We start from the raw sequence: 25,337 nt of genomic DNA on the forward strand, positions 1-25,337 counted from the left end.
TGGGCTACTCGCGTTCCGCCAGCGCCTTGTTCACGCGCAACGCCAACAGCGTGCACAGCACGCCGGACAGAAGATAGGCGCTGACCGCCACCAGTCCGAAGCGCATCGACAAGCCCAGCGCCACCAGCGGGGCGAAAGCTGCACCGATCAACCATGCGAAGTCGGTGGTGAACGCCGCGCCCGTATAGCGCAGCTGGATCTCGAAGTTCGAGGTCACGCTGCCGGCCGACTGGCCGTAGGACAGGCCCAGGCCACCGAAGCCCAGGATGATGAAGGCGTCCTGGCCCAACTTGCCGCCGCCCAGCAGCCAGGGCGTGATCAGCGCAAAGATCGCGATCAGCGCCGCCATCAGCCCCAGCGTGGTGCGTCGGCCGATGCGATCGGCCAGCAGGCCCGAGATGATCATGCCCAGGATGCAGGCGAAGGCGCCGATGATCTCCGCCACCAGCACCGAATCCGCGGGCTGCATGGCCCCCAGCACGATCCACGACAGCGGGAAAATCGTCACCAGGTGGAACAGCGCATAGCTGGCCAACGCCGCGAATGCGCCGACGAAGATGTTGTAGCCCTGCGTGCGCAGGATCGTCAGGCTGCCGACGGGCTGTAGCTCCCTTTCCTCCATGGCGACCGTGTACTCCTCGGTCACCACCAGGCGCAGGCGCGCGAACAGCGCGACCACATTGATGGCAAACGCGACGAAGAAGGGATAGCGCCAGCCCCAGTCGATGAAGTCCTCGTCCGACAGGTTCGAGTGCAGGAACAGGAACAAGGCGGCAGCCATCAGGAAACCGATCGGTGCCGAAAGCTGGCCCAGCATGGCGTACCAGCCGCGCTTGTCCGGCGGCGCATTGAGCGCGAGCAGCGAGGGCAGGCCATCCCACGAGCCGCCCAGCGCGATGCCCTGCAGGATGCGGAACAGCACCAGCAGGCCGATCGCCCAGTCGCCGATCTCCTTGTAGCTCGGCAGGAACGCCATGCCCGCGGTGGCGCTGCCCAGCAGGAACAACGCGATGGTGAGCTTGGTGCCACGGCTCCAGCGCCGCTGGAAATCCATGAAGAGGGCGGTACCGAACGGGCGCGCGATGAAGGCCAGTGAAAAGACCGTGAAGGCATACAGCATGCCGTGCAAGGTATCGGCAAAGGAAAACAGCACCTGCGGAAACACCAGCGCGCAGGAAATACCGAACACGAAGAAATCGAAATGCTCCGAGGTACGTCCGATGATGACGCCGACCGCGATCTCGCCGGGCGCCACTCGCGCATGGGCATGCAGGCGATGGATGTCCTCCGCCGAGGTACCCGTCCTGCCGTCATGTTCAGGGAACGTGCTTGACATAGTCGTTACTCGGAAAGAGGGAGGATGAGCCGGCCTGAGCTTGGCACCGCCACGCCTCACGCGTCATGGGAATAGGCCACCTGCTCCTGTCACGCGCTGCACGGCGTGCCGAATTCCATCATCCATCACACCGGTTGCATCGTCGCTTATGTCTATGAAGGCTTTTCGTGGACTACTGCTACCTGTCGCCGCCCTGCTAGCGGGATGCCAGACCGTGCTGATGTCGCCATCCGGCGACCTCGCGGTGCAACAGCGCAACCTCATCATCACTTCAACCGTGCTGATGCTGCTCATCATCGTTCCCGTGATCGCACTGACGCTGCTGTTCGCCTGGCATTTTCGCGCTTCCAACAAGAAGGCCACTTACGATCCCGACTGGGATCACTCCACCATCCTCGAGCTGCTGATCTGGTCCGCACCGCTGCTGATCATCATTGCACTCGGCGCGATCACCTGGGTCAGCACGCACAAGCTTGACCCGTATCGTCCGCTCGATCGTATTGCCGCGGGACGTCCCGTTCCCACCGAAGCGCGCCCGCTCACCGTGAACGTGGTCGCGCTCGACTGGAAGTGGTTGTTCATATACCCCGAGCAAGGCATTGCCACCGTGAACGAACTGGCTGCGCCGGTGGATCGCCCGATCAGTTTCAACATTACGGCGAGCACGGTGATGAACTCGTTCTTCATCCCGGCGCTGGCCGGACAGATCTACGCGATGCCCGGCATGCAGACCACGCTGCAGGCGGTGATCAATCGCCCCGGGGAGTTCGAGGGCTTCTCTGCCAATTACAGCGGCCGCGGCTTCTCGGGCATGCATTTCACCTTCCATGGCATGAGTGAAGACGGCTTCGCGCAATGGGTGCAGAAGGCCAAGGCCAGCGGCGGCGATCTCAGTCGTGACGCCTACGTGAAGCTGGCCGAACCCAGCGAGAACGAGCCGCCCCGTTACTACGCCACGGTGGCTCCGGGCCTGTACCAGGCCATCCTCACGCATTGCCTGCAACCGGACAGCCCTTCGTGCATGAGCCGCATGCACACGAAGAACGGCGGCGAAGCCACCGGCATGGCCGGCATGTCCATGCCTCCCACCACGCCGCACTGACCCATGCACCGGTGATTTCCACGATGAGCGCGCATCCCGACCTTGCCAAGCTGATCTTCGGTCGCCTGACCCTGGACTCGCTGCCGCTGCATGAGCCGATCGTGGTGATCACCTTCATCGGTGTCGCCATTGGTGCCCTCGCGGTGCTGGGCGCGATCACCTATTTCAAGCTGTGGGGCTACCTGTGGCGCGAATGGTTCACCAGCATCGACCACAAGAAGATCGGCATCATGTACATGGTGCTCGGCTTCGTGATGCTGCTGCGCGGCTTTGCCGACGCCATCATGATGCGTGCCCAGCAGGCGGTCGCGTTCAACGGCTCCACGGGCTATCTGCCGCCCGAACACTATGACCAGATCTTCACCGCGCACGGCGTGATCATGATCTTCTTCGTCGCCATGCCGATGGTGACTGGCCTGATGAACTTCGTAATGCCGCTGCAGATCGGCGCGCGCGACGTGGCGTTTCCGTTCCTCAACAACTTCAGCTTCTGGATGACCGTGGCTGGCGCGATGCTGGTGATGGCCTCCTTGTTCATCGGCGAGTTCGCCCGCACCGGCTGGCTGGCCTATCCACCGCTGTCGGACATCGCCTCCAGCCCCGATGCCGGCGTGGACTATTACATCTGGGCCCTGCAGATCGCGGGCGTGGGCACGTTGTTATCGGGCATCAACCTGCTCGTGACCATCGTGAAGATGCGTGCGCCCGGCATGACCATGATGAAGATGCCGGTATTCACCTGGACGGCGCTGTGCACCAACGTGCTGATCGTTGCCGCCTTCCCGGTGCTCACCGCCGTGCTCGCCATGCTGGCGCTGGACCGCTACGTGGGCACCAACTTCTTCACTACCGAGCTTGGCGGCAACGCCATGATGTATGTGAACCTGATCTGGATCTGGGGACACCCGGAGGTGTACATCCTGGTCCTTCCGGTGTTCGGCATCTATTCGGAGGTGACCGCCACCTTCAGCCGCAAACCGCTGTTCGGCTACGCCTCGATGGTCTACGCGACCGTGGTGATCACGGTGCTGTCGTACCTGGTATGGCTGCACCACTTCTTCACCATGGGCTCGGGCGCCAGCGTCAATTCGTTCTTCGGCATCACCACCATGATCATCTCGATCCCCACGGGCGCGAAGATCTTCAACTGGCTGTTCACCATGTACAGGGGCCGCGTGGTATTCGACCTGCCGATGATGTGGACGGTGGCCTTCATGATCACCTTCGTGATCGGCGGCATGACCGGCGTGCTGCTGGCGGTGCCGCCGGCGGACTTCTCGCTGCACAACAGCCTGTTCCTGATCGCGCACTTCCACAACGTGATCATCGGCGGCGTGCTGTTTGGCCTGTTCGCCGGCATCTACTACTGGTTCCCCAAGGCGTTCGGCTTCCGGCTCGATCCGTTCTGGGGCAAGTGCGCGTTCTGGTTCTGGGTCACCGGCTTCTACTTCGCCTTCATGCCGCTGTACGTGCTGGGCCTGATGGGCGTGACGCGGCGACTCAATCACTTCAGCGATCCCTCGCTGCAGATCTGGTTCCAGATCGCTGCGTTCGGTGCGTTCCTGATCCTGCTTGGCATCATCAGCATGCTGATCCAGATCGGCGTGAGCATCCTGCGTCGCGAACAGCTGCGCGATGTCACCGGCGACCCGTGGGATGGCCGCACGCTGGAGTGGTCGACCTCCTCGCCGCCACCGCCATACAACTTCGCCTTCACCCCGCGCGTGCACGACCACGATGCGTGGTGGATGATGAAGAAGCATCAGTACCAGCGGCCGATCGGCGGCTTCCTGCCCATCCACATGCCGCTCAACACCAGCACCGGCATCATCCTGGGCGGCCTGAGCTTCGTGTTCGGCTTCGCGATGATCTGGTACATGTGGCTGGTCGCGGCGCTGTCATTCGCCGCGCTGCTCATCGTGGCCATTGCACACACCTTCAACTACCACCGCGACTATTACCTGCCGGCTGAGGAAGTGAGCCGCGTCGAGGCACTGCGTACGGAGCTGCTGGCCCGCCATGTCTGACATCTCCTCCACCTTCCCGGCCGATCGCGGGCCCAGCCAGGCGCTGGTCTTCCACGAAACGAAGGACCTTCACCCGGAAAACGGCACCCTGCTGGGCTTCTGGGTCTACCTGATGAGCGACTGCCTCGTCTTCGCCTGCCTGTTCGCCGCCTACGGCGTACTGGGGCGCGAGTACGCGGGCGGGCCCACCGGCATGGAAGTGCTTGAGATCCCCACCGTCGCGCTCAACACCACCTTGCTGCTGCTGTCCTCGATCACCTACGGCTTTGCCGTGCTGGAGATGCAGCGCGACCGGCAGAACCCGATGCTGGTGTGGCTGGTGATCACCGGTCTGCTGGGCGCCGGCTTTCTTACCATCGAGTTGCGCGAGTTCGCGCACCTGATCGCGGAAGGCAACGGCCCGCAGCGCAGCGCGTTCCTGTCCTCGTTCTTCACCCTGGTCGGCACCCACGGCCTGCACGTGACCTGCGGCATCCTGTGGATGATCGTGCTGATCGTGCAGGTGCTGAAGAAGGGCCTGATTACCGCCAACAAGCGGCGCCTGATGTGCCTGTCGATGTTCTGGCACTTTCTCGACGTGGTGTGGGTGGGTGTCTTCAGCTTCGTCTACCTGATGGGAGTGCTGCCATGAGCGCGCATGACGAGCATGCCCACGACAGCCACGGCCACGACGACCTGGGCATCCACGCCACCTTCAAGGGCTACATGACGGGCTTCGTGCTGGCGGTGATCCTCACCGTCATCGCGTTCTGGCTGGTCATGGGCCACGTGTTCGACAAGTCCAGCACGGCGGCCGTATTCATCCTCGGGCTCGCGGCGGTGCAGATCGTGGTGCACATGATCTACTTCCTGCACATGAACACGAAATCGGAGGGCGGCTGGAACATGCTCGCGCTGGTGTTTACCATCGTGCTGGTGGTGATCACGCTGAGCGGATCGATCTGGATCATGTTCCATCTCAACAACAACATGATGCCGGTGCTGGATCCGTCGAACCTGCCGTGACGCATCACGCGCGCCCTCACTCCTGCGTTTCCCGATGACTGACGAATCCCCCCGACCGCCGCGCGGCCCTGTCGCGCTGACCTTGCTCACCCTGCTGGGCGTGTTGCTGTTCGCCGGCTTCGTGGCACTCGGCACCTGGCAGGTATACCGCCTGGGATGGAAGCGCGACCTGATCACCCGCGTGGACGCCCGCGTGCATGCCGCGCCGACACCGGCACCCGGCGCCGCCGAGTGGGGAAGCATCACGGCGCAGTCCGCCGAATACCGCCATGTGCAGCTACAGGGGCATTTCCTGCATGACCAGCAGACCCTGGTATGGACGGCGACCGACCTGGGCAGCGGCTTCTGGGTGATGACGCCGCTGCAGGAGGACGACGGATCGATCGTGCTGGTCAATCGCGGCTTCGTGCCGGCCGACTGGTGCGGTATCCATGGTACGTGCGCGCGCGGCCCCGATGGCGAAACGTCCATCACCGGCCTGCTGCGCATCAGTGAGCCGCCACGCCTGTTCCGCCACAACGATCCGGCGCGCGACAGCTGGTACACGCGCAATGTCGCCGACATCGCCAAAGCGCGCGGCCTCGGTCGGGTAGCTCCTTACTTCGTCGACGAAGACGCCGCGCCCGGCACGCTCGATCGGGGCAAGCCGGCATGGCCGCAAGGTGGCCTTACCGTCATCGCCTTCCCCAACAATCACCTGAGCTATCTCATCACGTGGTATGCGCTGGCGCTGATGGTGCTAGGTGCGGGCATCTACGTGGGGCGCGACGAGTATCGACTGCGCAAGACGGGATGACGCCATCCACTGTGGGAGCGCACCCTGTGCGCGACAACTGCACGCCGAGGAAACCTGGCATCGCCGCGGTCGCGCACAGGGTGCGCTCCTACAGATGGGGCTTGAGGCTACATGTGCAGGAACGATTTGCCCTGCTTCAGCACCGTGTCGCATACCTTGGTGGTGAGCTGCGATTTCATGTCGCTCGAACCGCCGCCCAGGCTGTTGAGATCCATGTGCTGGCCGTTGCTTCCTTGCAGGATGCCCTTGGCGCCGCTGAGGTAGCCCGGATCGCTGGTGGCGCTGCCTCCGCTGCTCGCGGTATCCGAGCTGGATTTCTTCTTGCCGGTGAGTTCGCCCAGCATGTCGCTGGTGCTTGAGCCCTGATTGCCGCTGCTCGCGGTCGAGCCGGACCCGCCGCCCAGCTTGCCCATCAACTGCTGCTGGATACCCGACGCGCCCGAATCGCCGCCGAGATAGTTGTTCTTCACGCAGTACTCCAGCAGGCCTGCCACATTGCCCATGCTGCCCGAGGCCATGGAGCTGCCACCGGGAATCATGCTGCCCAGCTTGCCCAGATCCTGCGCGCCGCTGGTACCGCAGGCCACGCCGAGAGCGATGGCCGCGCAGGCCGTGCCGATGCGGTTGATGCGCTTGTTCATGTCCGTCCCTCCGTCAGGTTCGCGCATTCAACACCCAGCGTCGTTACGACTGCGTCAGCACCCCTCCGGCTCCACGATGGCTTCACGAAACCGCCGCGATAGTGGCAACGAAGGCCGGTGCATACCCTGCGCTGCCATTCACCCAAACCAGTCCATCGCTCAACACGCTACGGCCACTCGACGGAGTCGCAGCCATGGTAACGATGAAGAAACGTGAGCGTGTCTGGACCGCTGTATTGCTGTTTGTCGTGGTGGCACTGACCGGCTTTGGCAGCGCGGCATCCGAGCGCATCAGTTTCGACAAGGGCGCCAGTTCCACCACGTTCACCGCGCCACTGGGAGAAGGCCACGACTACGTGCTGGGCGCGAAGGCCGGGCAGACCCTGACGGTGTCACTGCAGGGACCCAGCGGTGTCTACTTCAACGTGCTGCCGCCCCGTAGCCAGGATGCGCTGGTCAACACGTCCGTCACGGGCGACGCCCATTGGACCAGTGTCGTCCCGCAGGATGGCGATTACACCGTGCGGGTGTACCAGATGCGCGCCGCCGCCCGACAGGGCAAGAACCCGACGTTCACCATCACGCTGGCCGTGCGCTGATCCAGCGCTGCAGGAGCGCACCCCGTACGCGACCGCAGCAATGCGAGGGGTCATTGCGTGGGTTGCGACAGCGCACCGAGTGCGCTCCTGCAGGGCAATTACCTGGTGCGCAAGGCGGCCGCTTCGCGGGCAAGCTGCTCGATGCCAGCCCAGTCACCGCCATGCAGCTTGTCGGCCGGCGTCAGCCACGAGCCACCCACGCAGATGACGTTGGGCAGCGCGAGGAAATCCGGCGCGGTGGCGAGCGAGATGCCGCCGGTGGGGCAGAACTTCATCTGCGGCAGCGGGCTGGCCCAGGCGCCGACCAGCTTGGCGCCACCGGCCGGCACGGCCGGAAAGAACTTCACGTGGCGGTAGCCGCGCTCGAGCAGGGTCATCACTTCGCTGGCGGTGGCGGTGCCCGGCAACAGCGGCAGTTCGCTATCGTCGGCCGCGTCGAGCAGACCCGGCGACACGCCAGGTGACACCGCGAAGCGTGCGCCCGCCTTGTGCGCGGCGCGCAGGTCCTTGGCGCTCAGCACCGTGCCCACGCCCACCACGGCGCCTTCCACTTCCTCGGCGATGGCCTTGATGGCATCGAGCGCGGCGGGCGTGCGCAGCGTGATTTCAATGGCGGGCGTGCCACCGGCGACCAGCGCGCGTGCCATCGCCACCGCAGCGCGGGCGTCCTCGATGATTACCACCGGCACCACCGGCGCCAGGCGCAAGGTGGCTTCAACCTGCTTCTGCTTCTGTTCGATGCTCATGGCGTTCCGTAAATGCTGGGAAAGAAAGAACCGTGCCTCAGAACACGCCCGCGCCGAGATCGGCGGTAGTGGCGTTGCGACGGAACAGGCCGAACAGGTCGCGTCCCATGCCGTGCTGATGCGTGGAGAGATCTGCCGTAGCCGGTACACGCGCGGCAAATTCGGCCGCTTCCACCAGCACGTCCACACGGCCATGCACGGCGTCGAGACGCACGATGTCGCCGTCGCGGATGCGCGCGACGGCACCGTTGTCCTGCGCTTCGGGCGTCACGTGGATGGCGGCGGGTACGCGGCCGGAAGCGCCCGACATGCGGCCATCGGTAAGCAGCGCGATGCGATGCCCGCGATCCTGCAGCACCGACAGCGTCGGCGTGAGCTTGTGCAGCTCCGGCATGCCGATCGCCTGCGGACCCTGGAAGCGCACCACCGCGACGAAGTCGCGATTGAGCTCGCCGCGCTCGAAGGCCTTGCGCACGTCGTCCTGGTCGTGGAACACGATGGCCGGCGCTTCGATCACCAGACGATCGTCCGGCACCGACGACACCTTGATCACCGCGCGTCCCAGGTTGCCGCTCAGCATGCGCAGGCCACCATCGGCGCGGAACGGTTCGGCCACGCCGCGCAGCACGCCACGGTTGCCGCTTTCCTTCGATACCGGCTTCCACGCGAGAGCGCCCGCATCGTCGATGTAAGGCACCTGCGTATAGCCTTCCATGCCGGTACCGAACACCGTGCGCACGTCGGCATGCAGCAGGCCCTCGCTGAGCAACTGGTCGATCAGGAAACCCATGCCGCCCGCTTCGTGGAACTGGTTCACGTCGGCGTAGCCGTTCGGATACACGCGAGCCAGCAGCGGAATCACCGACGACAGTGCGTCGAAATCGTCCCAGCGCAACTCGATGCCCGCGGCACGCGCGATCGCCACGAGATGCAGCAGGTGATTGGTGGAACCGCCGGTGGCATGCAGGCCGATCACGCCATTGATGATGGCGCGCTCGTCGATGATGCGGCCCAGCGGCAGGTGCGAAGACCCCGGCGCGCTCAGTTCGGCCACACGATGCACGGCCTCGCGCGTCAGCGCATCGCGCAGTGGCGTATCCGGCGCGACGAAGCTGGAGCCCGGCAGGTGCAGGCCCATGATCTCCATCAGCATCTGGTTGGAATTGGCGGTGCCGTAGAACGTGCAGGTGCCTGCCGCGTGGTACGAGGCGGCCTCGGCTTCCAGCAGCTCGGCCTTGGTGGCCTTGCCCTCGGCGTAGGCCTGGCGCACCTTCGATTTCTGTTCGTTGCTGATGCCGCTCGGCATCGGGCCGCTGGGCACGAAGATGCCCGGCAGGTGGCCGAAGCTCAGTGCGCCAATCAGCAGGCCCGGCACGATCTTGTCGCAGATGCCCAGGTACAGCGCACCGTCGAACATGTCGTGCGAAAGCGACACCGCTGTCGCCATGGCGATCAGGTCGCGCGAGAACAGCGACAGCTCCATGCCGGCGCGACCCTGCGTGATGCCGTCGCACATCGCCGGCACGCCGCCGGCCATCTGCGCGGTGATGCCTGCTTCGCGGGCCACGTTGCGGATCAGCTCGGGGTAGCGCTCGTACGGCTGATGCGCCGAGAGCATGTCGTTGTACGCATTGATGATGGCGAGGTTCGGCGTATGGCCTTCGCGCAGGCGCTCCTTGTCGGTGCTGCCACAGGCGGCGAAACCATGCGCGAGGTTGCCGCAGGAAAGGCGCTCGCGGTGCACGCCGCTGCCCTGGGCGCCGTCGATGCGGCGCAGGTAGTCGGCACGCGATTCGCGGCTGCGCTCGCGCAGGCGCTCGGTGACTTCGGCAAGAACGGGGTGAAGCACGGTCATGTTTGAACTCCGGTATTCGGGTGGCGCGTCGTGGTGCGCGCCCATCAATCAGGGGAGAACCGGTGTCTTACGGGCACCAGTAGACGGCGACCGGCACGCGCTCCTGCGTCAGCACGGCGCGTACCGGGAACTGGACGGCTTCGCCCAGGCCGAGTCGTGCGTCGGCCAGCAACTGGCGCTTGGTTTCGCCTTCGATATGCAGGTACAGCGCACGCGTCTGCAGCAATGCGGCCAGCGTGAAGGTGATGCGCGGCTCGCCCGCACCCGGTGCGCGCATCGGCAGTACGCGCACGTCACTGCTGGCGTCGAGCGCTTCCGGCAACCTGTCGCCGCCCGGGAAGAACGAGGCCGTGTGGCCGTCGTTGCCCATGCCAAGCACCACGGCATCGAACGGCAACTGCAGCGAGGCCATGCGCGTGCGCAAGGTGACCAGGCCGGCTTCCGGCGTCGGCGCGTCGGCATACAACGGTACGAACTGGGCTACCGACGCCACATGTTGCAGCAGCAGCGCTTTCACCATGCCCGCGTTGGAACGCTCGCTGGTTTCCGGCACCCAGCGCTCGTCGACCAGGGTGACCTGCACCTTGGCCCACTCCACGGCCTGCCGCGAAAGACGTTCGAAGAAATGCCGGGGCGTGCTGCCGCCCGATACCGCGAGCAGCGCGTGGCCGCGTTCGGCGATGCCTTCGCGCAGGCGGTCGCCGATGCGCTCGGCCAGTGCGTCGGCCAGCGCGTGGCAATCGGTGAAACTGTGGGTAGTGACGTTCAGGATCGGGGACATGGTGGAAGCTGGATAGGGCTGCGCGGATGACACACGCGTGGCGATGAAAATGAGTCTAGGCAGGGGACCGCCACGCACAGGTGAAACACCCGTGCATGGCGATCAACGATAGCGAGCCGTGGCTTATTCACTGTCCTCGTTCCACGTGCGGCCGTCGCGCTCGATCAGCGCCACCGCCGCGCTCGGGCCCCAGGTGCCCGACGTGTAGGGACGCGGCGCCTCGCCGCTGTCGGCCCAGGCCCCGAGAATGGGATCGGCCCAGTGCCACGCCGCCTCCACTTCGTCGCGACGCATGAACAACGTGGGATTGCCGCGCACCACATCGAGTATCAGGCGCTCGTACGCATCGGGCTGCTGCACGCCGAAGGCTTCGGCGAAGCTCATGTCCAGCGACACGTGGCGCAGGCGCAATCCGCCCGGCCCCGGATGCTTGATGGTGACCCACAGCTTGATGTTCTCGTCCGGCTGCAGGCGCAGCACCAGGCGGTTCTGCGCGAGCACGCCCGCCGACGGATCGAAGATGGAGTGCGGCACCGGCTTGAACACCACCACGATCTCGGACACGCGCTCGGGCAGACGCTTGCCGGTACGCAGGTAGAACGGCACGCCGGCCCAGCGCCAGTTGGCGATCTCCGCCTTCACCGCCACGAAGGTTTCGGTGTGCGACTTGTGGTCCTTCAGCTCGTCCAGATATCCCGGCACGCTCTGGCCTTCGGCCGCACCGGCGCGGTACTGGCCGCGCACGGTGAGCTGCGCCGAGTTGCTCTCGTCGATGGGCTTGAGCGAGCGCAGCACCTTGAGCTTCTCGTCGCGCACGGCGTCGGGCGAGAGCGAGGAGGGCGGTTCCATCGCCACCATGCAGAGCAGCTGCAGGATGTGGTTCTGCACCATGTCGCGCAGCGCGCCGGCATGGTCGTAGTAACCCGCGCGCTGGCCGACGCCCAGGGTTTCGGCGACGGTGATCTGCACGTGGTCGATGTGTTCGGCGTTCCACAACGGCTCGAACAGGATGTTGCCGAAGCGCAGCGCCAGCAGGTTCTGCACCGTCTCCTTGCCGAGGTAGTGGTCGATGCGGAAGGTCTGCGATTCGTCGAACACGCGACCTACGGCGTCGTTGATCTGGTTTGCGCTCTTCAGGTCGCGGCCGATCGGCTTCTCCAGCACCACGCGGGCCTTGCCCTTGTTGAGCTCGTACGCACCGAGGCGATTGCAGATATCCACGAACAGGTCGGGCGAGGTGGAGAGGTAGAACACGCGCACGTGGTCGGGCTGCCCGCCGATCAGTGCGGCGAAGTCGTCCCAGCCCTCGTCCTTGCGCGCGTCCAGCGAGCGGTAGTGCACCAGCTTGAGGAAATCGTCGACCTTGCTCTTGTCGCCGCCGTTCTCCTGCAGCGCCTTGCGCGCATGGGCGCGGTAACCCTCGTCGTCCAGGCCTTCACGGGCGATGCCGATGACGCGACTGGTCTCGGGAATCTGGCCGTCGACATAGCGGTGGTACAGGGCCGGCAGCAGCTTGCGTACGGCGAGATCGCCGGTTCCGCCGAAAATCACCAGGTCGAAGGGTTCGACCGGCAGGGGAGAAGCAGTCACTTCAGTCACCTCAAGGCGATGCGGGGAGCGACACGTGGCATGCATACCACGTGCAATGCCCGAAGATCGTACCAGTGAAATACCAGACAACACCAGTTCCCCGGCATGCCTTTGTCAGCCTGCGCTGGGCAAGGATTGGGCAGGTGAATTGGTACCACCGTAAAGCCCCGTCGCTGCGGCCGATTGCAAGATTGGTATGCTCATTGGTATCGTGCGGGCTATGGAAACCGCCCTCGTCAACGAATATCGCCGCCTCAGCCGTGACCCGGCCGTGAATCAGCCGCTGGCCTACCTGCGCCTGCGCCGGGCCATCCGCAACGTGGTCGAGCACCGCGACATCGAACCGGGCCAGGCCCTGCCCAGCGAACGCGACCTGTCGCGCCTGTTGCAGCTGTCGCGCGTCACCGTGCGCAAGGCGATCGCCGGCCTGGTCGAGGAAGGCCTGCTCAACCAGCGCCACGGCGCGGGCACCTTCGTGGCCGAGCGCATCATCAAGCCAATGTCGCGCCTCACCAGCTTTACCGAAGACCTGCGCGCACGCGGCCTCAACCCGCGCTCTGAGTTCTTCGAGCGCAGCCTGGGCGAAGTGACTCCCGAGGAATCGATGGCGCTCAACCTGTCGCCGGGCGTGCTGGTAGCCCGCCTGCACCGCGTGCGCTATGCGAAGGACGAACCCCTGGCGATCGAGCGCAGCGTGGTGCCCGCCAGCGTGCTGCCCGATCCGTTGATCGTGCACGACTCGCTTTACCAGGTGCTTGAAACCCTCGGCGCACGGCCGCGCCGCGCACTGCAGCGCCTGCGCGCCGTGTCGCTGGGCGCCCAGCAGGCGCGTCTGCTGCACGTACCGGCCGGCAGCGCGGGTCTCAATATCGAGCGACGCAGCTTCCTCGACGACGGCCGCGTAGTGGAATTCACCACCTCCTGGTATCGCGGCGACATCTACGACTTCGTGGCCGAGCTGCAGACGGACTGATGCCGCCAGCCCGGGACTAGAACTCGAGCGTGACCGACTGACCCACGCCCGTGGCCTGCCAGCGTGCGGTCAGCGTCAGAATGCACTCACGCACGGCTTCCACGTCCTGCTCGTCGACGGCCAGGGCATCGCACTGCCTGGCGCGACAGGTCACCTGGTACAGGTCCAGCATGTCCGCAGGCGCGCTGCTCCAGCCAGCCCAGCCATCGGCCTGGAACACTTCGACCAGGCGCTCGACGCCGTCACTCTCCGGTTCCGCGCCCATGCGGTAGTCCAGCGCCTCGCCCGCAGCCAGCCGCGTGACGAAGCCGCGCCTGAGCAGCACGCTCTCCACGGCGTAGTGCACCATGTCGTGCGGGATGATGCCCTGCTTCGGGCACTCGACACGTTCCGGCGGGCCATCCGCGCGGATGGCGTCCATTTGGTCGAATTTGCCGGCACCTTTGGTGAAGATGAGCTGCATGGGCCACCTGTTTGGCGGATGCGGAACGATGCGTCGGGGCACGGGATCTCACGCGGACCGACATGCGCCGGAGACCGGGCGTCCCCGTTCCATATACGTGTAAAATATGGCGTTTTTGGCGTCGGTAGTATTGGTGCAGGATCCCCAACGAACAAGCATCCGCGGCTCGACGTTCATACGCTTGCTGGCCCGCCTGACGGATGCCGATGTTTCGCCCTCCAGGCAATCACTGTCGGACCGGTTGAGCCAGTGGCTCGACTGGACGCATGCCATTGCGCTGTCGACGGCCATCGATCGCCGGGCGTCCACGGATATCTTCGATGCGCCCAGCTTTGGCCTGGCCGAAGCGGAGGAGTGCGCCCGCGTGCGCGCCTCGCTGGCGGAAACCATCAAGGGAGACGCGGAACTCGCCGCCGGGCAGGCTGATGCCGCCGAGGTGGAATACACCGTATTCCGCCAGCGCTATCTCACCCTGCAGCGCCGCATGCAGTCCGCCACCGGCAACCTGCGCGGGCGGCTGCGCGATTTGCTGGCGCAGAAGACGCCGGAGATGGCTCGCCTCGCGGAAGTGGATGCCGTGATGGAGCGTGCGCTGAGCCCGCGCGAGCACACACTGCTCGCCGCCGTGCCTGCCGTACTCGGGGAACACTTCGAACGATTGCGCAAGACCGGGCAGGCGCCGGTCGATGCGCCTTCCGACGAGAACAGCTCAACCGCCACGACGAGTGCGTGGCTCGACACCTTCCGCAGGGACATGCAGAGCGTGTTGCTGGCCGAACTGGATGTTCGTTTTCAACCGGTCGAAGGGCTGCTCGCCGCCCTCCGCACCCGCTAACTGGTTAGTCATGGTCAGAAATCTCCTCAATCTCGGTGTGTTCCTCGTCGGCCTGGCAGCTGTGTGCTGGATCGGCATCGGCTATATCGGCTCCAACCCGCTCGGCGCCGCCGTCGCGATGTTGATCGCTGCCTGCTATCTCGCCGGCGCGCTCGAGCTGCATCGCTACCGCCAAGCCACCGGCACGCTGACGGATGCCGTAGCGGGTCTATCGGCGACACCCTCCAGCCTGGGCGAATGGCTCGATCGCCTGCATCCCAGCCTGCGCAATACCGCTCGCCTGCGTGTCGAAGGCGAGCGCGCCGCCATGCCCACGCCGGCCCTGACGCCTTATCTGGTCGGCATGCTGGTGCTGCTCGGCATGCTGGGCACGCTGCTCGGCATGATGGCGACCCTGCGCGGCACCGGCCTGGCGCTGGAAAGCGCGACCGACCTGCAGGCCATGCGCAGCTCGCTCGCGGCGCCGGTCAAGGGCCTCGGCTTTGCGTTCGGCACCTCGATCGCCGGCGTGGCCAGCTCGGCCATGCTCGGACTGCTCTCCGCGCTCAGCCGGCGCGAGCGCCTGCATGCGGTGCAGCTGCTGGACGCGAAGATCGGGACGACGCTGCGCGTCTACTCGCAGGCTTACCAGCGCGAGGAATCCTTCAAGCTCCTGCAGCAGCAGACGGCACTGATGCCGGCGCTGGTCGAACAGCTGCAGACGATGATGGCGACCATCGAGCAGCAGAACCTCGCCGCCAACGAGCGCCAGCTGGCCAGTCACAACGACTTCCATGCGAAGACCGAGGCGGTCTATACGCGCCTCGCCTCGTCCGTCGAAACCTCGCTGAAGGACAGCATCGCCGGCAGTGCCCAGGCCGCCAGCGCCGCGCTGCAGCCCGTGGTCGAGGCCACCATGGCGGGCCTCACGCGGGAAACCGCCACGCTGCATGGGACCGTCACGCAGGCCGTACAGCGCCAGCTCGAGGGCGTGTCGAGCAGCCTCGAGAACACCACCGCCACGGTGGCGGGTATCTGGCAGAACGCACTGGTGGAACACCGCCAGAGCAACCAGACGCTGGCCGGGCAGTTGGAACAGACGCTGGAGCAGTTCAGCGCAAACTACGAGCAGCGCGCCGAGCAACTGCTGCAAGGCGCCTCGACGCATCTGGAAGCCGCGACGGGCCACGCCGCGGACGCGTGGAACAACACGCTGGCCCGCCAGGAAACGCTCAACGAGAGCCTCGCTTCCCGCAACCAGCAGGCGCTGACCGCCGCTGCCGCGACGTTCGAGCAACATGCCGCGACGCTGGTGCAGGTCGTGCAGACCTCGCATACCGATCTGCAGACCGCACTGGAAGCACGCGATCAGCGGCGCCTTGCCACCTGGAACGAAACGCTGGGTTCGATGACCACCGCACTGGGCCAGCACTGGGAGCAGGCGGGCGAGCAGGTCGCGAGCCGGCAGCAGGCCATCTGCGACGCCCTTGCGCAGACGGCGCGCGACATCACCGCGGAAGCGCAGGCGCACGCCAAGGACACCATCGCGGAAATCTCGCGACTGGTCCAGGTTGCCTCGGAAGCCCCCAGGGCGGCCGCCGACGTCATCGCCGAGCTGCGCCAGAAGCTCTCCGACAGCATGGTGCGCGATACCGCGATGCTGGAAGAACGCAGCCGCCTGCTGGGCACGGTGGAAACCCTGCTCGATGCGGTCAACCACTCGTCCAACGAGCAGCGTCTCGCCGTCGATGCACTGGTCGGCACCTCGGCCGATCTGCTGGATCGCGTCGGCACGCGCTTCACCGACCATATCGAAGCCGAGACCGGCAAGCTCGAGACCGTATCCGCCCAGGTCACCAGCAGCGCCATTGAAGTGGCCAGCCTGGGCGATGCGTTCGGTGCGGCCGTGCAGCTGTTCGGCCAGTCCAACGAGATGCTGATGGAACGACTGCAGGGCATCGAAGCCGCGCTGGACAAGTCGCTCTCGCGCAGCGACGAACAGCTGGCGTACTACGTCGCGCAGGCGCGCGAAGTCATCGACCTCAGCATGCTGTCGCAGAAGCAGATCATCGAGGAAATGCAGCAGCTCGCCGCACAACGTGCGCTCGCCGGGGCCGAAGAGGCATGAGCGACGACATCGAGCTCGAAGGCGAATCCTCCGCACCGATCTGGGCCGCCTTCGGCGACCTGATGTCGGTGCTGCTGGGCGCGTTCGTGCTGATCCTGGTGGGCGTGATCGGCGTGCAATTGCAGCTCTCGAACCGGCTGGACGAAGAGGTCAAGCAACGACAGGCCGAAGCGCAACGCCGCATGACGCTGGAACAGGCGCTGGCGGCCCCGCTCGCCGCGGGCCGCGTGACCCTGGTCAACGGCCGCATCGGCATTCGCGGCAACGTGCTGTTTGCGCTCAACTCCGACCAGTTGCAGCCGGAAGGCCGGGAGCTGTTGAAGAGCCTGGCCGGCCCGCTTACCGATTACCTGAAGTCGCGCGATGAAATCCTGATGGTGAGCGGCTTCACCGACGACCGCCAGGTGCGCGACGGCAACCGCCAGTTCGCCGACAACTGGGAACTCTCTGCCGAGCGCGCATTGACCGTGACCCGCGCCCTGATTGCCGAAGGCGTGCCGGCTTCATCAGTGTTCGCCGCAGCCTTCGGTGCGGAACAGCCGGTCAGCCCGAACAGCAACGAGGATGGACGCGCCAAGAATCGCCGCGTGGAGATTGCGCCGATTCCCAAGCCCTCCCATGCGACTACGGCGGACCATGAGTAAGCCGCCGAAAGACGCCCGGACCCAGCTGGACGCGTGGCGCGAAGCGCACGCCGACCGGCTTGATCCCGTGCGCTTTCACTTCATCGATGCGCTGGAGAAGCGCGCCTCCCATCAACAAGGGGAAGTGCGCCGCTTGCTCGACGGCAAGCTGTCGACGCTGATCGAAGCGTATACACGCGACCTGAAGAAGGCGGCGAAACGCATCGATAAAGCCGGTGCGCCAGCGTCGCTCGATGAGCGCAATCGTGGCGCACTGGGCGAACTGGTCGATCGCCTGACGCTACACGCTGCGGAACGCGATGCGCGCGCAGTACCTGACGAAACCACCGCGGACAGCAGCGAGTTTCCGGCGCTTGCGACGCTCGACGAGTTCCAGCAGATCTGGAGCCAGGTGCGCACGCAAAGCCAGGTCCGCCAGTCGATGCAACAGGCGCCTACCGGCGCCGGCCCGCTCAACTCCAGCGCGCTTGTCCATCGCTCGATCGCCCTGATGCGCGAACTGTCGCCAGGCTACCTGCAACAGTTCCTATCGTACGTGGATGACCTGGCCTGGATCGAACAGATGAGCGCCGCAGGCATGGCGCCAGCCAGGGAGTCCGCGCCGACCGTGGGTGGCAGGAAGCGCAGTCGGGGCAAGGCAGCAGCGCCCTAAACGGAAGCACGGCCTTCGATGGCAGGCTTTCCCGGCCTGGCATTGCCGCGATCAGACGCTGACGTCCAGACCCAGGCCGACGCCGCGCGCGATGCACTGGCGTGCCACTCGTGGCACGGCTTCCAGCGGGCGCGGAGACGTCGGGCATCGGCATCCAACACGGCACCGCACATACCCGCGTATCCGATGAAGGCGGGGCCGCGCGGCCCCGCCTCGCCATGCTTACGGATCGAACTTCTTCTCCACGCCCAGCAGCACCGACTGGTTGCTGCGCGTGCTGCTCTCGAACAGGTTCTGATACTCGAAGCGCAGCAGCCAACCCTTCAGGGTCTGCAACTGGATGCCGGCACCCAGCAGCGTGCGGTTGCTCGACTGACCCGCCAGCGAAGTCTGGTACAGCGGACCGGCGAGCAGGTCCGCATAGCGCATCGCCGCGACGCTGGAACCCTGGAAATCGTGCTCGTACTCGGCGCGCAAGGTCGGCAACCACAAGCCGTACTCGGTCTTGACGGTCCACTCCGCACGCAGGCCCAGGTTGCCGGTGGTGGTCTTCACCGTCTGGCGGTCATAGCTCAACGTATCGGTCACCTGTCCCTGTTCGGTGTAAGCGTCGAGGCGTGCGTTGGACAGGTCCAGGCGCGCGTAGGGCGACAACAGCCAGTCCTGAGTGCGGTGCTCGTAACCGAGCGCGAGCGATCCGAACCATTGCGTACCGTCACGACTGCCGGTCGCAAGGCTGCCGTCGCCGGTGACATAACGGCGCGAGTCGAACGAGAGCCACTGGTAGCCGAGCAGGCCATCGAGGTACACGTTCGCGATGGGACGATAGCTGGCATAGAGCGCCGCGCTGTAGCTGTCGGTAGTGCTGCGGCTGCCGTGACGGCCGATATCCGAAGTGTCGTGGCCATAGCCAACGCCTGCACCCAGTGCGATGGCGTCGTTGATGCGCTTGTCCACGCCCACGCTCACGCCCGAGGTGCTGAAGTCGACGCCGTTGTCGCTGCTGCCAGGCTGCGTCTTGCCGAAGTTCAGGGCACCACCGGTCCACAACGTGATGCCGCCCGGCAGGCTACGCGCATCCGCTGGACTTGCGACCGGCATACTGCCGGGCTCGTCGGGCTGCACGATGTAACGACGTGCCCATGCATCGCCATCGCCACTGCGCAGGGCCTGCATGGGATCACGATTCTGCATGTTCGCCGAAGTCAGCGTGATGCCATTGGTGAAGCCACCAGCACCGCCAGCGTTGTGCAGGCTTTCCAGCCGCTGCTGGAAGTTGCTGATCTGGCCCTGCGCCATGCGGCGTGCAGAGTCCGCCTGGGCATTGAGGATGCCCAATACTTCTGCGTCCTTGGACGGATCCTGGCGAGCCGTCACCACCACGCTGATGTTGCCCGGTGCCGAGGTGGCGTAAGCATTGGTCAGCGTATAGCTCACTTGTGCCGAGCCACCGAAGGTCGCTGCCGCAGTGAACGTGAGTGCATAACCACTGGCGGTCGCTTGAATATTCGCACTGCCTGCGTTGCTCGGAGATACAGATACGAGCGTGGCTGCAGTGAACGGACCGCCATGCGCAGCCGTGGTCAGGTCGACCTGCACCGACGACCCCGCCAGCACCTTGGCACTGAGCGCAGGCGCGGCCGGCATCGGATTGACCGTGATCGTCACGCGCACGGGTTGCGATACACCGAAAGCATTGCTCAAGGTGTAATCGAAACTCACCACGCCTTCGGCCTCGACCGTGGGCGTGTAGACCATGTCGGTGCCTCTGATGGCGAGCGTGCCACTCGCCGGCGGCGTCGCCACGATGAGTGCGGTGAACGGTCCACCCGTCGCACCCTGTGCACCATGCAGCGTCACCGCGTTGCCGGCGAGCACAGTGGCGCTCATGGGCTGCGCCACGGGTACCGCCAGCGGCGTCACGGCAACCGTCACCGTCGCCGGCGCCGAAGTACCGCCCGGGCCGGTCGCGGTGTAGGTGAAGGTGTCGGTGCCGTAGTAATTGTTGTTTGGCGCATACACCACGTTCAAACCGTTGATCGTGGCTGTACCGTGCGCCGGTGCCTGCGCCACCGCGATGCCGGTGATCGGACCGGTATCGTTGCCGGTCACCGGAATGGTCACGCTGGCGTTGGCCGGCGTGCTGGCCGCGTCGTTGGCAGCCACGGGCACCGGCTGGCTGATGGCAAAGGTATAAGCCTGGCTGCCCGTGTAGTTGAGGCTGTCCGTGGCCGTCACCGTGATGGAGTAGTTGCCCGCCGCGGTCGGCGTACCCGACAACTGGCCGCCCGGACTCAGGGTCAGGCCGGACGGCAGTGCGCCGCCGGTGATCGCATAGCTGTAACCGCCCGTCGCGCTGCCGCTGGCCGTCAGCTGCTGGCCGTAGGCCACGGCCACCTGCCCGTTCGGCAGACCCGCCGGCGTGAGCACGATGGTCGGGCGGTTGATGGTCAGCGTGTACGTCTTGTCGGCGGTCTGCGTCGCGGCGTCCGTCACGCGTACGGTAAAGCTGTAGCTGCCGCTGACAGTGGATGTACCGGTCAACTGGCCCGTCGCCGACGACAGGTGGATGTCGGCAGGCAACGCGCCGGACACCACGGCGAAGTGGTACGGCGAAGCGCCACCGCTGACACCGATCGCCAGGCTATAGGCCACGGCAACATCGGCCGCGGGCAAGGACGGCGTGGTGATCGACACGACACCGCCCGGAACGACCACGGCAAACGACTGCGACACGCGCGTGGCTGCGGGATAGGCGCTGTCGCCGCTCTGGTCCGCGTTGATGGTGCACATGCCCGGCGACAGCATGGTGAGCAGGCCTGTCGCCGTCACCGTACAGATGTTGCCCGTACTCGAGGAGAACGCCACGGGAAGCCCCGAGCTGGCGGTCGCCACCAGCGAGGGCGATGTACCGAAGGGCTGCGATCCAGGATTGTCGAAGGTGATGGTTTGCACGCCCTGGGGCAGGGCGCTGTTGGATGCGGCGGATGCTGCACCGGTGCCCACGCTATTGGTCGCCGTCACCGTGAAGGTATACGACGTGCCGTTGGCGAGGCCGGTCACGGTAACCGGGCTTGTGCTGCCGGTCGCGGCGACATGGCCAGGATTCGACGTCACGGTGTAGCTGGTCACCGTCGAGCCACCGGTGAACGCCGGTGCGCTGAATGCAACGGCGGCCTGTGCGTTGCCCGCCGTCGCCGTACCGATCACCGGCGCACCTGGCACGACGGCATTGACTATGAAGGAGCGAGAGACGGATGCGGCGACATACACGCCGTTGCCCGCCTGATTGGCGTCGATCGTGCAGTTGCCCGTCGCGACGAAGGTCAGGGCGCCGCCTGAAGTGATCGTGCAGACGCCAGTCGTGCTGGACGTGAACGTCACCGTCAGCCCGGAGCTCGCCGTTGCCGTCAGTGTGGGCGTCGTGCCGAAGTTCTGCGCGCCCGGGTTGTTGAACGTGATCGTCTGCGGCCCGGCTGGTGTCACGCTGTTGGACGCTGCGGATGCCGCTCCCATGCCTTCGCTGCTGGTCGCGGTCACGGTGAACGTGTAGGCCGTGCCATTGGTGAGTCCGGTGACCATGATCGGACTGGTGCTGCCGGTACCGACGAGTCCGCCCGGATGGGACGTCACCGTATAGCTGGTGATGGGTGCGCCGCCATTGCTGTCCGGCGCCGTGAAGCTCACGTTTGCCTGGCCGTCGCCGGCCGTCGCCGTGCCGATGGCAGGCGCGCCGGGCGCGGTGAAATAAATGTAGCGATCCGCCCCGATGGCAGCGGTGGTGCCGCCGGGCGTCGTGACGGTGACATCGACCACGCCGGCGCCCGCCGGGCTGATCGCGGTGAGCATCGTTGCGCTGTTGACGGTGAACGAAGTCGCGCTGGTACTACCGAACTTGACGGACGTCGCGCCCAACAGGCTGGTTCCGGTGATCGTGACGCTCGTACCGCCCGCGGACGCACCCGCGTTCGGGCTGACCGACGTGATGGACGGGAGATTCGCGTAGGTGAATGCGCCCGCGAGCGTGCCCGAACCGCCCGGCGTCGTCACCCGGATATCAACCGTGCCCGCACTTCCTGCCGGCGACATGGCCGTGATCTGGGTGGCGCTGTCGACTGTGAAGCTCGTCGCGGCAGTACCGCCGAACGTGACGGATGTGGCGCTGCCGAAGTTGGCGCCGAGGATCGTGACCATGGTACCGCCGGACGTCAGTCCTGCGGACGGACTGGCGGAGCTCACGGTCGGCACCGCCAGGTAGGTGTACTGGTCGGCCGCACTGGCAGCGCTCGTGCCACCGGCCGTCGTCACCGTCACATGGACCGTGCCAGCACTGGCGGCAGGTGAAGTGGCGGTGATCGAAGTAGGGCTGTTGACGGTGAAACTCGAGGCTGCCGTGCTGCCAAACCGGACCGCCGTCGCAGCGGTGAAGTCGGTACCGGTGATCGTCACGGTTGTACCGCCGGCGAGTACGCCCCAGGTCGGACTGATGGAGGTCACTGTCGGAGCCACCACATAGGTGAATCGATCCGACGCACTGATGGCGCTGGTGCCGCCCGCCGTCGTCACCGTCACATCGACGGTGCCCGCGCTGCCTGCAGGCGAGGTAGCCGTGATCGAAGTGGCGCTGTTGACCGTGAAGCCCGTGGCTGGCGTGCCACCAAACTTGACCGCCGTGGCAGCACTGAGGTTGGTGCCAGTGATCGTCACCGTCGTGCTGCCTGCCGACGTGCCCGCATTCGGGCTGATGGACGTGACTGTGGGAGGCAACGCGTAGGTGAACTGGTCCTCGGGGCCAGTCGCGCTGGTGCCGCCGAAGGTCGTCACGCGCACGTCGACCGTGCCGGTACCCGCGGGTGCCACTGCCGTGATCGAGGTCGCGCTGTTGACGGTGAAACTGGCCGCCGCCGTGGCGCCGAACGTGACCGCGGTGACAGCGCTGAAGTTGGCGCCGGTAATCGTGACGGAGCTGCCACCGGCGGCCGGACCCCTCGTCGGACTGAGACTGGTCACCGTGGGTGACGCGATATAGGTGAACTGATCCGATGCGCTGGTAGCACTCGTACCACCCGCCGTCGCCACCGTCACATCGACTGCGCCCGCGCTGCCGGCCGGCGAGGTTGCCGTGATCGAGGTTGCGCTGTTGACCGTGAAACTCGTTGCCGCCGTGGCACCGAACGTGACCGCCATGGCTCCGCTGAAATCGGTGCCCGTGATCGTCACCGACGTACCGCCAGCCGTCGACCCTGAGGTCGGGCTAATGCCCGTTACCGTGGGCGCTGCGATATAGGTGAACTGATCCGATGCGCTGGTGGCACTCGTACCACCCGCCGTCGTCACCGTCACATCGATTGTTCCGGCGCTATGGCCAGGCGCAGTCACGGTGATGGATGTCGCGCTATTGACAAGGAAACCGACGTTCGTGAGACCGAACCTGACCGCCGTGACTCCGATAAAATCGGTGCCCGTGATCGTCAACGTCGTACCCCCAGACGTGAGTCCCGAGGTCACACTGAGGCTCGTCACCGTGGGTGTAGCGACATAAGTGAACTGATCCGCCAAGCCGGTGGTACTCGTACCGCCCGGTGTCGTCACTTTCACATCCACCGTTCCAGCGCTTCCGGCCGGCGAGGTTGCCGTGATCGAAGTTGCGCTGTTGACCGTGAAACTCGTTGCCGCCGTGGCACCGAACGTGACCGCGGTGGCACCCGTGAAATTGGTACCGGTAATCGTCACGGATGTTGCGCCACCCGTGCCCCCCGAGGTCGCACTGAGGCCCGTCACCGTGGGCACCGGCAAGTACGTATAGGCACTAGGGATCGTTGTGGATCCGCCGGATGTGGTGACCACCAGGTCGACAACACCCGCCGCATGAGCAGGCACCACGGCACTGATCGAGTTCGAATTGTTGACCGTCACGCCGGTAGCAGAGGTACCACCAAACGTAACGGTGGCACCGGAGACAAAATTCGTGCCGGTGATCGTCACCGACGTAGCGCCACCCGTGCCACCCGAGGTCACACTGAGGCCCGTCACCGTGGGTGCCGGCAAGTACGTATAGGCATTAACGATCTTTGCGGACCCACCGGATGTGGTGACCACCACGTCGACAGCACCCGCCGCATGTGCAGGCACCACGGCACTGATCGAGTTCGAACTGTTGACCGTCACGCCGGTAGCAGGAGTGCTGCCAACCGTTACGGTGGCACCGGTTACAAAATTCGTGCCGGTGAGCGTTACCGAGTTGCCGCCAGCCGTCGGACCCAATCCTGGCGAAACCGAGGAAAGCGTCGGCGTGCCCGCAGACAAGGTTATCGTTATGAAAACCGGTGTCGCATTGAACTGATAGAGCGTGAAGTTCCACGTGCTCTGAATGGTGCCCGGCGCCGGCGTAAATATCAGGATATCTTGCGAGGGGTCATTGAGATCGACACCCAACGTCGAGCCATCGGAAGCTCGCAGGGTTCCTGTATTCCCAATGCTGTCCGTATACAGGCCATCCATAGTCGGATCACACGCATTCAGCGCGGAGGCGTTGTTCGTCGAGACCGAATAGCTGCCTCCGGAAAGTTGCGCAGGCGTGGGCGTCCAGTTGAACGAACAGGTGCTCGCCTCCGCAGCGAATGACGTCACCGAAAGCAGCAGCAACACCATCAGTGATCCAAACATCCGCCAGTGGCGCGTACGGCCCGGCGCCTTCGCCGCAGCATTATCCGTACAGGCATGAGCGATTGGCGTGGTGTGTGCGGTATGCATGCCGCAAAAACGCGCATAGACACGCCCAAACACATCCCGGCCACGGCCCATGGCCGTCCGAATACGGTACCCAAACATGGATTGTCCCCTGTTCCCTTTCGTCGTGACGCACGCCCCGGGGCTACGCGTCACCGGCTATTCCTGCTGGCCACGCTTGCGCACGACCGCTCCCCATGACCACCTCCGGACGGAGGCGGCTCAGGTACTACGTGATCTTCCCGCCGATCTGGTCATGCTGCGCGCGCTAAGCGGCCACAGCGAAAAGCGGCGGGCTTCGGGAGGATATCGGTCCGGTACAACAAAATCAAAGCGCCTGCTTTGGCGTAGAGCACATGTCGGACCTCGCCCATTGAACTCCCTGGGGCCTTTCGACAAGATCGACCTCGGGACATCCCGGGGGCACTCGATGGCCGACTTCAACACGCAGGTGGG

General features: G+C 65.3%; 19 protein-coding genes. 11 read left to right on the top strand and 8 right to left on the bottom strand.

Annotated features, from left to right (window positions below):
* Positions 1-4 precede the first annotated feature (4 nt).
* A complete protein-coding gene (locus tag EPB08_RS19070; protein WP_130620709.1) occupies positions 5-1,336 on the bottom strand; it encodes an MFS transporter in 1,332 nt (443 codons plus the stop codon).
* Positions 1,337-1,490: 154 nt separating this feature from the next.
* Between EPB08_RS19070 and cyoA the strand changes: the two genes are divergently transcribed.
* Genes cyoA through EPB08_RS19095 form a run of 5 tightly spaced genes read left to right on the top strand, consistent with a single transcriptional unit; the run spans position 1,491 to position 6,266 of the window.
* The gene (cyoA, locus tag EPB08_RS19075; RefSeq protein WP_130620761.1) at positions 1,491-2,438 is read left to right on the top strand and encodes a ubiquinol oxidase subunit II; all 948 of its coding nucleotides are present in this window, start codon (positions 1,491-1,493) and stop codon (positions 2,436-2,438) included.
* A 53-nt stretch (positions 2,439-2,491) separates the two neighbouring features.
* Positions 2,492-4,465 (top strand): cytochrome o ubiquinol oxidase subunit I, encoded by a 1,974-nt coding sequence (gene cyoB, locus EPB08_RS19080; protein WP_205746411.1) that lies wholly within the window; start codon positions 2,492-2,494, stop codon positions 4,463-4,465.
* Positions 4,458-5,096: a cytochrome o ubiquinol oxidase subunit III gene (gene cyoC, locus EPB08_RS19085; protein ID WP_130620711.1), complete on the top strand. Its 639-nt coding sequence runs from the start codon at positions 4,458-4,460 to the stop codon at positions 5,094-5,096. The genes cyoB and cyoC overlap by 8 nt, the downstream gene beginning before the upstream one ends.
* A complete protein-coding gene (gene cyoD / locus EPB08_RS19090) occupies positions 5,093-5,470 on the top strand; it encodes a cytochrome o ubiquinol oxidase subunit IV (RefSeq protein ID WP_130620712.1) in 378 nt (125 codons plus the stop codon). The genes cyoC and cyoD overlap by 4 nt, the downstream gene beginning before the upstream one ends.
* A gap of 34 nt (positions 5,471-5,504) precedes the next feature.
* The gene (locus EPB08_RS19095; RefSeq protein WP_130620713.1) at positions 5,505-6,266 is read left to right on the top strand and encodes an SURF1 family protein; all 762 of its coding nucleotides are present in this window, start codon (positions 5,505-5,507) and stop codon (positions 6,264-6,266) included.
* Positions 6,267-6,373: 107 nt separating this feature from the next.
* Here the strand turns inward: EPB08_RS19095 and EPB08_RS19100 are convergent, their stop codons facing one another.
* A complete protein-coding gene (locus tag EPB08_RS19100; RefSeq protein WP_205746403.1) occupies positions 6,374-6,907 on the bottom strand; it encodes a DUF2501 domain-containing protein in 534 nt (177 codons plus the stop codon).
* 194 nt (positions 6,908-7,101) lie between these two features.
* On the opposite strand from EPB08_RS19100, the gene EPB08_RS19105 reads away from it, so the two are divergent.
* Positions 7,102-7,506 carry a hypothetical protein gene (locus tag EPB08_RS19105; RefSeq protein WP_130620715.1) on the top strand — a complete coding sequence of 135 codons (405 nt, stop codon included), beginning with the start codon at positions 7,102-7,104 and terminating at the stop codon, positions 7,504-7,506.
* A 98-nt stretch (positions 7,507-7,604) separates the two neighbouring features.
* Here the strand turns inward: EPB08_RS19105 and eda are convergent, their stop codons facing one another.
* From eda to zwf, 4 genes are all read right to left on the bottom strand, one after another.
* The gene (gene eda / locus EPB08_RS19110) at positions 7,605-8,252 is read right to left on the bottom strand and encodes a bifunctional 4-hydroxy-2-oxoglutarate aldolase/2-dehydro-3-deoxy-phosphogluconate aldolase (RefSeq protein WP_130620716.1); all 648 of its coding nucleotides are present in this window, start codon (positions 8,250-8,252) and stop codon (positions 7,605-7,607) included.
* A gap of 37 nt (positions 8,253-8,289) precedes the next feature.
* Positions 8,290-10,107 carry a phosphogluconate dehydratase gene (gene edd, locus EPB08_RS19115; protein ID WP_130620717.1) on the bottom strand — a complete coding sequence of 606 codons (1,818 nt, stop codon included), beginning with the start codon at positions 10,105-10,107 and terminating at the stop codon, positions 8,290-8,292.
* A 67-nt stretch (positions 10,108-10,174) separates the two neighbouring features.
* Positions 10,175-10,888, bottom strand: a complete 714-nt coding sequence (gene pgl, locus EPB08_RS19120; RefSeq protein WP_130620718.1) for a 6-phosphogluconolactonase — start codon at positions 10,886-10,888, stop codon at positions 10,175-10,177.
* 123 nt (positions 10,889-11,011) lie between these two features.
* Positions 11,012-12,478 (bottom strand): glucose-6-phosphate dehydrogenase, encoded by a 1,467-nt coding sequence (gene zwf / locus EPB08_RS19125; protein WP_130620719.1) that lies wholly within the window; start codon positions 12,476-12,478, stop codon positions 11,012-11,014.
* Positions 12,479-12,698: 220 nt separating this feature from the next.
* Here zwf and EPB08_RS19130 point away from each other — a divergent pair, with 220 nt between their 5' ends.
* Positions 12,699-13,451 carry a GntR family transcriptional regulator gene (locus tag EPB08_RS19130; RefSeq protein WP_130620720.1) on the top strand — a complete coding sequence of 251 codons (753 nt, stop codon included), beginning with the start codon at positions 12,699-12,701 and terminating at the stop codon, positions 13,449-13,451.
* A gap of 16 nt (positions 13,452-13,467) precedes the next feature.
* Here EPB08_RS19130 and EPB08_RS19135 read toward each other — a convergent pair whose 3' ends face one another.
* Complete coding sequence (locus EPB08_RS19135) at positions 13,468-13,914, bottom strand: hypothetical protein (RefSeq protein ID WP_130620721.1); 447 nt, start codon at positions 13,912-13,914, stop codon at positions 13,468-13,470.
* Positions 13,915-14,020: 106 nt separating this feature from the next.
* On the opposite strand from EPB08_RS19135, the gene EPB08_RS19140 reads away from it, so the two are divergent.
* The 4 genes from EPB08_RS19140 to EPB08_RS19155 are packed head-to-tail and all read left to right on the top strand — an operon-like array spanning position 14,021 to position 18,152.
* A complete protein-coding gene (locus EPB08_RS19140; RefSeq protein WP_205746405.1) occupies positions 14,021-14,749 on the top strand; it encodes a DUF3348 domain-containing protein in 729 nt (242 codons plus the stop codon).
* A gap of 10 nt (positions 14,750-14,759) precedes the next feature.
* On the top strand, positions 14,760-16,856 hold the full coding sequence (locus tag EPB08_RS19145; protein ID WP_130620722.1) for a DUF802 domain-containing protein: 2,097 nt from the start codon (positions 14,760-14,762) through the stop codon (positions 16,854-16,856).
* Positions 16,853-17,500 carry an OmpA family protein gene (locus EPB08_RS19150; RefSeq protein WP_130620723.1) on the top strand — a complete coding sequence of 216 codons (648 nt, stop codon included), beginning with the start codon at positions 16,853-16,855 and terminating at the stop codon, positions 17,498-17,500. The genes EPB08_RS19145 and EPB08_RS19150 overlap by 4 nt, the downstream gene beginning before the upstream one ends.
* The gene (locus EPB08_RS19155; protein ID WP_130620724.1) at positions 17,493-18,152 is read left to right on the top strand and encodes a DUF2894 domain-containing protein; all 660 of its coding nucleotides are present in this window, start codon (positions 17,493-17,495) and stop codon (positions 18,150-18,152) included. The genes EPB08_RS19150 and EPB08_RS19155 overlap by 8 nt, the downstream gene beginning before the upstream one ends.
* Before the next feature lie 222 nt (positions 18,153-18,374).
* Here the strand turns inward: EPB08_RS19155 and EPB08_RS19160 are convergent, their stop codons facing one another.
* The gene (locus tag EPB08_RS19160) at positions 18,375-24,803 is read right to left on the bottom strand and encodes an IPT/TIG domain-containing protein (protein WP_205746406.1); all 6,429 of its coding nucleotides are present in this window, start codon (positions 24,801-24,803) and stop codon (positions 18,375-18,377) included.
* Positions 24,804-25,337 lie beyond the last annotated feature (534 nt).

The organism is Dyella amyloliquefaciens, assembly GCF_004296575.1.
In the GTDB taxonomy this organism is placed as follows: domain Bacteria; phylum Pseudomonadota; class Gammaproteobacteria; order Xanthomonadales; family Rhodanobacteraceae; genus Dyella; species Dyella amyloliquefaciens.

What these genes read in the sequence shown, in the direction of transcription:
- EPB08_RS19140 (WP_205746405.1), top strand. Translation starts at nt 14,021, where the DNA reads ATGGCGTTTTTGGCGTCGGTAGTATTGGTGCAGGATCCCCAACGAACA.
- EPB08_RS19105 (WP_130620715.1), top strand. Translation starts at nt 7,102, where the DNA reads ATGGTAACGATGAAGAAACGTGAGCGTGTCTGGACCGCTGTATTGCTG.
- cyoC (WP_130620711.1), top strand. Translation starts at nt 4,458, where the DNA reads ATGTCTGACATCTCCTCCACCTTCCCGGCCGATCGCGGGCCCAGCCAG.
- edd (WP_130620717.1), bottom strand. Translation starts at nt 10,107, where the DNA reads ATGACCGTGCTTCACCCCGTTCTTGCCGAAGTCACCGAGCGCCTGCGC.
- pgl (WP_130620718.1), bottom strand. Translation starts at nt 10,888, where the DNA reads ATGTCCCCGATCCTGAACGTCACTACCCACAGTTTCACCGATTGCCAC.
- EPB08_RS19130 (WP_130620720.1), top strand. Translation starts at nt 12,699, where the DNA reads ATGGAAACCGCCCTCGTCAACGAATATCGCCGCCTCAGCCGTGACCCG.
- cyoD (WP_130620712.1), top strand. Translation starts at nt 5,093, where the DNA reads ATGAGCGCGCATGACGAGCATGCCCACGACAGCCACGGCCACGACGAC.
- EPB08_RS19100 (WP_205746403.1), bottom strand. Translation starts at nt 6,907, where the DNA reads ATGAACAAGCGCATCAACCGCATCGGCACGGCCTGCGCGGCCATCGCT.
- EPB08_RS19145 (WP_130620722.1), top strand. Translation starts at nt 14,760, where the DNA reads ATGGTCAGAAATCTCCTCAATCTCGGTGTGTTCCTCGTCGGCCTGGCA.
- eda (WP_130620716.1), bottom strand. Translation starts at nt 8,252, where the DNA reads ATGAGCATCGAACAGAAGCAGAAGCAGGTTGAAGCCACCTTGCGCCTG.
- EPB08_RS19155 (WP_130620724.1), top strand. Translation starts at nt 17,493, where the DNA reads ATGAGTAAGCCGCCGAAAGACGCCCGGACCCAGCTGGACGCGTGGCGC.
- cyoA (WP_130620761.1), top strand. Translation starts at nt 1,491, where the DNA reads ATGAAGGCTTTTCGTGGACTACTGCTACCTGTCGCCGCCCTGCTAGCG.
- EPB08_RS19150 (WP_130620723.1), top strand. Translation starts at nt 16,853, where the DNA reads ATGAGCGACGACATCGAGCTCGAAGGCGAATCCTCCGCACCGATCTGG.
- EPB08_RS19160 (WP_205746406.1), bottom strand. Translation starts at nt 24,803, where the DNA reads ATGGTGTTGCTGCTGCTTTCGGTGACGTCATTCGCTGCGGAGGCGAGC.
- EPB08_RS19070 (WP_130620709.1), bottom strand. Translation starts at nt 1,336, where the DNA reads ATGTCAAGCACGTTCCCTGAACATGACGGCAGGACGGGTACCTCGGCG.
- EPB08_RS19135 (WP_130620721.1), bottom strand. Translation starts at nt 13,914, where the DNA reads ATGCAGCTCATCTTCACCAAAGGTGCCGGCAAATTCGACCAAATGGAC.
- EPB08_RS19095 (WP_130620713.1), top strand. Translation starts at nt 5,505, where the DNA reads ATGACTGACGAATCCCCCCGACCGCCGCGCGGCCCTGTCGCGCTGACC.